6 protein-coding genes are annotated in these 5,242 nt (G+C 55.9%); 5 read left to right on the top strand and 1 reads right to left on the bottom strand.

The genetic code is table 11. The features are described 5' to 3' along the window. Both ACNKID_RS07390 and ACNKID_RS07385 read left to right on the top strand, forming a co-directional pair. Nucleotides 1–339: hypothetical protein (locus tag ACNKID_RS07390; RefSeq protein WP_417912800.1), on the top strand; the 339-nt coding region annotated here is incomplete at its 5' end. Continuing rightward, nucleotides 323–1,180, top strand: coding sequence for an ABC transporter permease (locus ACNKID_RS07385; RefSeq protein ID WP_417912799.1), 858 nt, complete (start codon nucleotides 323–325; stop codon nucleotides 1,178–1,180). The genes ACNKID_RS07390 and ACNKID_RS07385, both read left to right, overlap by 17 nt. 111 nt (nucleotides 1,181–1,291) lie before the next feature. Here the strand turns inward: ACNKID_RS07385 and ACNKID_RS07380 are convergent, their stop codons facing one another. Then, nucleotides 1,292–2,074 carry a type IV pili methyl-accepting chemotaxis transducer N-terminal domain-containing protein gene (locus tag ACNKID_RS07380; protein ID WP_417912798.1) on the bottom strand — a complete coding sequence of 261 codons (783 nt, stop codon included), beginning with the start codon at nucleotides 2,072–2,074 and terminating at the stop codon, nucleotides 1,292–1,294. Between the two features lie 330 nt (nucleotides 2,075–2,404). On the opposite strand from ACNKID_RS07380, the gene ACNKID_RS07375 reads away from it, so the two are divergent. The 3 genes from ACNKID_RS07375 (at nucleotide 2,405) to ACNKID_RS07365 (ending at nucleotide 4,887) form a co-directional block, all read left to right on the top strand. Beyond that, a complete protein-coding gene (locus ACNKID_RS07375) occupies nucleotides 2,405–2,884 on the top strand; it encodes a C-GCAxxG-C-C family protein (RefSeq protein ID WP_417912797.1) in 480 nt (159 codons plus the stop codon). 748 nt (nucleotides 2,885–3,632) lie between these two features. Then, nucleotides 3,633–4,196 carry a DUF4360 domain-containing protein gene (locus tag ACNKID_RS07370; RefSeq protein ID WP_417912796.1) on the top strand — a complete coding sequence of 188 codons (564 nt, stop codon included), beginning with the start codon at nucleotides 3,633–3,635 and terminating at the stop codon, nucleotides 4,194–4,196. Nucleotides 4,197–4,317: 121 nt separating this feature from the next. After that, complete coding sequence (locus ACNKID_RS07365; protein WP_417912795.1) at nucleotides 4,318–4,887, top strand: DUF4360 domain-containing protein; 570 nt, start codon at nucleotides 4,318–4,320, stop codon at nucleotides 4,885–4,887. The last annotated feature ends 355 nt before the right edge of the window (nucleotides 4,888–5,242 follow it).

Genomic DNA, 5,242 nt, shown 5'->3' with positions numbered 1-5,242 from the left:
CTGGGCGACGAGACCGGCATCCTCACTGGCAGCGAGGGCGTGCCGCATGTCACGGTTATGGACGGCGCGTCCACGGAGAATGTCCGCCTCCGCATTCAAGTGATTCAGGATTTGGCGGAAGAGCAGCTGATCTTCTCGCTGCTGGACATGAAAGAGAACGGCGCGGCAGGCGCGGAAGTGATTGTGACGCAGAACGGGGACTACACCCTGCCCGGCTTTACGGGATCAGCCCTGAGCAGTTTGGACATCAGCGTGAGCAGCTACGCCGCGCTCTGGGAAATGGTGCGCAACAGCTACGGCGGCAGGCTGGTGGATGTGCTGGATGTGCAGACAGCGTGAGCACGGCCTGCTGAAGCGTCTGCGCCGCGACCCGTGGTTCAGGCTTGGCGGCAGCCTTTTCCTGCTCCTGGCCTTGGCCGCCGCGTTTGGCCCGCCTTTGGCTCCGCACGATCCTTTCTTGATGGACAGTGCGCCGTTTGCACGGCCTTCCGCTGCCCATCTCTTGGGCGTGAACGACTGCGGCCAGGACATTTTCTCCGAGCTGCTGCACGCTGTCCGCAACACCGTGGTCTTCGGCGTGGTCTGCGCGGCTGCGGGGCTGGCGGTCGGCGTGCTGATTGGCGTGGCCGTCGGCTGGTTTGGCGGCATGGCTGATCTGGCCCTGATGCGTTTGGGCGATGTGCTGATGGCCGTGCCTTCGGTGATGGTGCTGATTTTGGTCGCCGCTGTCTTCCGGCCTCATCCGCTGACCTTGGCCCTCATTCTCGCCCTGATGACTTGGCCTGGCACGAGCAAGTCCATCCGGGCGCAGACCCTGATTGTGCGGCAGAGCCTGCATGTCCGCGCCGCTGTGCAGTTCGGCGGCGGCAGCTGGCACATCATCAGCCGTCACCTGCTGCCGGAGCTGCTCCCTCTCTGCCTGATCGGCTTTTCGGCCAAGTGTCGGATGGCCATGTTCATGGAAGCCTCGCTGGCTTTCATGGGCCTGATTGATCCGGGCCGCAAGTCGCTGGGCATGATGATCCAGTACGCAATGAAATACTACTACATGAGCATCTGGTGGAACTGGCTGCTGCCGCCGCTTGCCGCCCTCTCCCTGCTGCTGCTGACCATCACCTTCGTGGTCATCAGCTTGGAGCAGGCACTTGATCCGCGTCTGCGGGAGAGCGCGGCGGAATGACAGGCAGCGGGAAGGTCGGCAGGAACTCTGCTTGGAAGGGGCGGGCTGATCAAAGAGGCGGGATGCGTGCGGCAAGGGCGGACGCGGCGGTCCGCCCTTGAGGAGAGAGGCTTACTTCTTGCGGTCTTTGCCCGCGATTTCCACGTACAGGGCTGTCACTTCATCAGCAAGCTGGTTGATGTCGTCAGCAGCGGACAGCACCAGCGCGGGATTGCCCTTTCCGCTCAGCTTGAGAAAGTATGGCGCAACCCGCTCCCACTGGCTCTGCATCTTGTTCAGCAGCATTTTGATGCGCTCATTGTTCTTCTTTTCCGCTTTCAGCGTCTCCAGCGCGGCCTTGAAGTCTGACACCGCAGCTTCCAGCTTCTGCACAGAGGTGTCATCGTGAAAGCCTGCCTGATAGGCGATGTAATACTTGGCAATCCGCTGCGAGAGCATACGCTGTCGGCCGGAGATGTTGATGATGTGGTCAATCTTCTCTCCTGACAGTTCCTCCAGCTTCAGCACCACGTTCTGGCTGGCCTCCAGCAGCTGCTCGCTCAGCTCCAGCACCGCAGCGGCGTTCTCCTTTTTATAGGGCTTGGTCACCAGAGCCTTGTAGTTGGCAAAGAGCGTGTCAACTGCGCCCAGCAGCTCCTGCATCGCGCTGTCGCTGATCTTTTTCAGCGCGTCGTAGTTGTATTGGAAACGGGTCACGGAGATGTTGAGCTGATGGCTGGCTTCCTGCTGGGAAACGCCTTGCCCGTTGTACAGATACGCCTTGGCGATGCGCTGCGAGAGCATGCGCTGCATTCCCGCCCTGTTCATCAGCTCGGAATAGTTCTCGGCCGCCTGCAAGGGCGACATAAGGAGAGCCAGAAAGAATGCTGTCAGCAGAAGGGTGAACGTGCGCATGGGGTAGCTCCTTCAAACGGTTGGGCAGCGCGGCTGCGGAATGAAAAGAAAGAAATACGGATGAGGATATTAAAACAGCATCAGTTCATTTTTGCAAGAAAGCTGACAGGGCTGGCCGTGAAATTGCTGCTGAGAAAGGACAAGGCCGCCCATCGGCCTTCAAGCTGCCCGATGAAAGGCTACAGGAGAAGGAGTCAGGGGACTAAGACTGATGCCGGTTCCCGGCCAGCATTGTGCTGCGGACAAGCCCTGCGCGCTGATTTATGCAAATTCCTCTTTGAGTTTGCAGCGCGGCGCATGGTATAATAGACAAAAATCACCAGAGGCATAATGAGCGAAGAACGGGAAAAGACAGCGGCGCGGGCCGCAGAGCTGTTCGCAGAAGGGTTTCATTGCAGTCAGGCGGTGCTGAACGCCTGCGCCGGGCTGTTCCGCGACGAGCCGCCGCCAGCAGAGCTGACAGCGGCGATGGCCGCCTTCTCAGGAGGCATGTTCGGCAGCGGCCAGACCTGCGGCGCATTGTCAGGTGCTTTGGCGGCCATCGGCTTCGCTTTGGGCAAAACCACGCCCAAGGGGGAAAACCATAAGCAGATGAACCGGATCGGCCAGGAGATGGTCAAAGAGTTCGCCCAGCTGACCAGCGAGCACGGCGGCATGAGCTGCACCAGCATCGCCAGAATCGACTGGCAGGACAGCGAGGCGGTTCGGCGTTTCCGCACTGACCCGAACAGCACCCGCAGGCATTGCGTCCATGTGGTCAAAGAGACCGCAGGCTGCCTGCATGATTTGGTCAGGAAGCATCTTGCATAAGGCAAGAACAGGCTGCCGGGCAGTTCCGACAGCATATCCGCTGTCCTAACAAAAGAACGGGCAGTGCAGTTCAACAACAAAACACTGGAGGGAAGAACATGAAGTTGAGAAAACGTCCATTTTTGGGCCTGTCGGCTGCCGTCTTGGTCATCGCTGCTTTAAGCGGCTGCGGGAAGGGCTGCGAAACGGTCGGCTGCGGACCAGCAACCCCGCCTCCGCCTTGTGAGTCAAAGTACACCTTTGTGAATCCTGGCTTAGGATACGAGGCGGAGGAGTGCATGAGGCAATGTTCCCAGAAACAGACTGAATGCATGGAGGATGCGGGCATTGAGGCAAAAAGCTGCGAACATTACAACGCGATGGCCAGAATAGAATTTGGACGCTGCGTCGCCTCTGGAGCGCCTAATTGCTACAACAGCGTCCATCCATGTTCGGCTCCGAACATTAAGCTGTGCGAAGAAGCGTTTCGTCGTTGTTATGCAGGCTGCGGCGGCATTGTCACGGACAGCTGTGCCGACGACAAGTGATGATCAAACGAGTTCCTGATGCTGAACTGACGAGATCAGGCGTGCAGAATGCAGCGTGTTTTTAGCTGACTATATAATACAGCCTAATTTTAAAACCCCACCTCGCAAGAAGGGCGGGGTTTTTTGTTTTTGTCGCTTGACAATACCTGAACTATTAGTTATAACCCCGCAAAGAGGGTTTACGCTTCATAGTCCCCATTTATTTATAAGGAGTGATTGCTATGAAAGTTTTACTTGTTCCAGTGTTGCTGGCGTGCGCCGCAACCCAAGCGACGGCCCAAGGCAACCCGTATTTCAAAACACCAGTTGAGATCAACGGGACAGGATGCAGCCCTTCTGATATTACGGTCACAGGCGAAAACAGCGCAACTATGACCATCATGTTCAGCAAGTATGATGCTGGAAATCAGAAACCATCCGTCAGTGGTATTGGCCGCACCTCCTGCAACTTTGCTGTGCCGGTCCATGTTCCATCAGGTTATCAGGTGTCCCTTTTGACGGCTGACTGGATGGGCTTTGCTGAAGGAGAGACAGAGTTCAGCCGCAGATATTTTTTTGCCGGCCAACCTGTCCCTCCTGTAACAGTAAAACCAGTTTCAGGCAGGGGTTTTACATATACAGACAGCAGGCTTTACGGCTCTTACAGAAAATGTGGAGGCGGAGATCTTCAGCTGCGGATCAACAGCTGGATATGGGCGAAAGGCAAGCCTAGTTATATCGCGGTGGACACGCTGGACTTGAATAACAGAATGATCCTGAAGCTGAACTGGCAGAAATGCCAATGAAAGGTTCGCCAAGCTGTTTTTTAACAGTCTTTCACTAAGTTTGCACGCAAAAGTTGCTTCATCAATGAAGCCTCTGCCTTAGCTGGCAGAGGCTTTTTTTAATAAAACACTGGTGAAACATATGAAGAAAAAAGTTATCATTGTGCTGGCCGCCGTTGGAGGACTTGCTGTTGCCGGTTCTGAAGCCGCCGCTCAAGGTACCCCGTATTTCAAAGCGCCGGTTGGAATGAACGGGACAGGCTGCGGCCCTTCTGATGATATTAGCATCACCGGCGAAAACAGCGCGGAAATGACCATCAAGTTTACAGCCAGCAAGTTCGATGCTGGAAATGGGAAACCGTCCGCCAGTGGTAATGGCCGCTCTTCCTGCAACTTTGCTGTGCCGATTCATGTGCCGTCAGGTTTTCAGGTATCCCTCCTGACGGCTGACTGGACGGGCTTTGCTGAAGGAGAGACAGAGTTCAGCCGCAGATACTTCTTTGCCGGCAGATCAGTCCCTCCTGTAACCTCAAAACCAGAGTCCGGCAAGAATTTCACATACACAGACGGCAGACTCGACGGTTCTTACAGCAAATGCGGAGGCGGAGATGTTCAGTTTCGGATCAACAGCGGTGTGTGGGCGAAGAGCAATCCAAGTCATATTTTGATACAGATGGGCACATTTCGTCTAAAATGGCAGAAATGTCAATGACGTGACCGCCGCCTTGATCCAAAAGCGGAAGCTTCATCAGACCTCTTGCAGAAGTCGACATGCAGGTTGCAGCAGAGAGCGAGCCGTTCGATATAGTTTCCAACCGTTGCTGTCTCTTTCTTGCCGACCTGCAAACCAGTCCGGCTTGGCAAAAAAAGAATCCTGCCGACTTGGCAAAAAGTTGCACTCGGCAGAAGAGAAGTTTGGCCGAGCAGCAGAGGGGTTTTAGTGAGCCGCAAAGAAGTGTTGCCGAGCAGCAAAGAAGTTTAGCCGACTAAGAAAGGAGCTGGAGTCGGCCGCACTCCTTTGCTGCTCAGCCGGAAAGCAGTTTGGCCAAGCCGGACTTCTTTCCGGC

The organism is Candidatus Electronema sp. TJ (genome assembly GCF_048287355.1).
In the GTDB taxonomy this organism is placed as follows: Bacteria; Desulfobacterota; Desulfobulbia; order Desulfobulbales; family Desulfobulbaceae; genus Electronema.
This window is presented reverse-complemented; position numbering and strand designations above follow the sequence as displayed.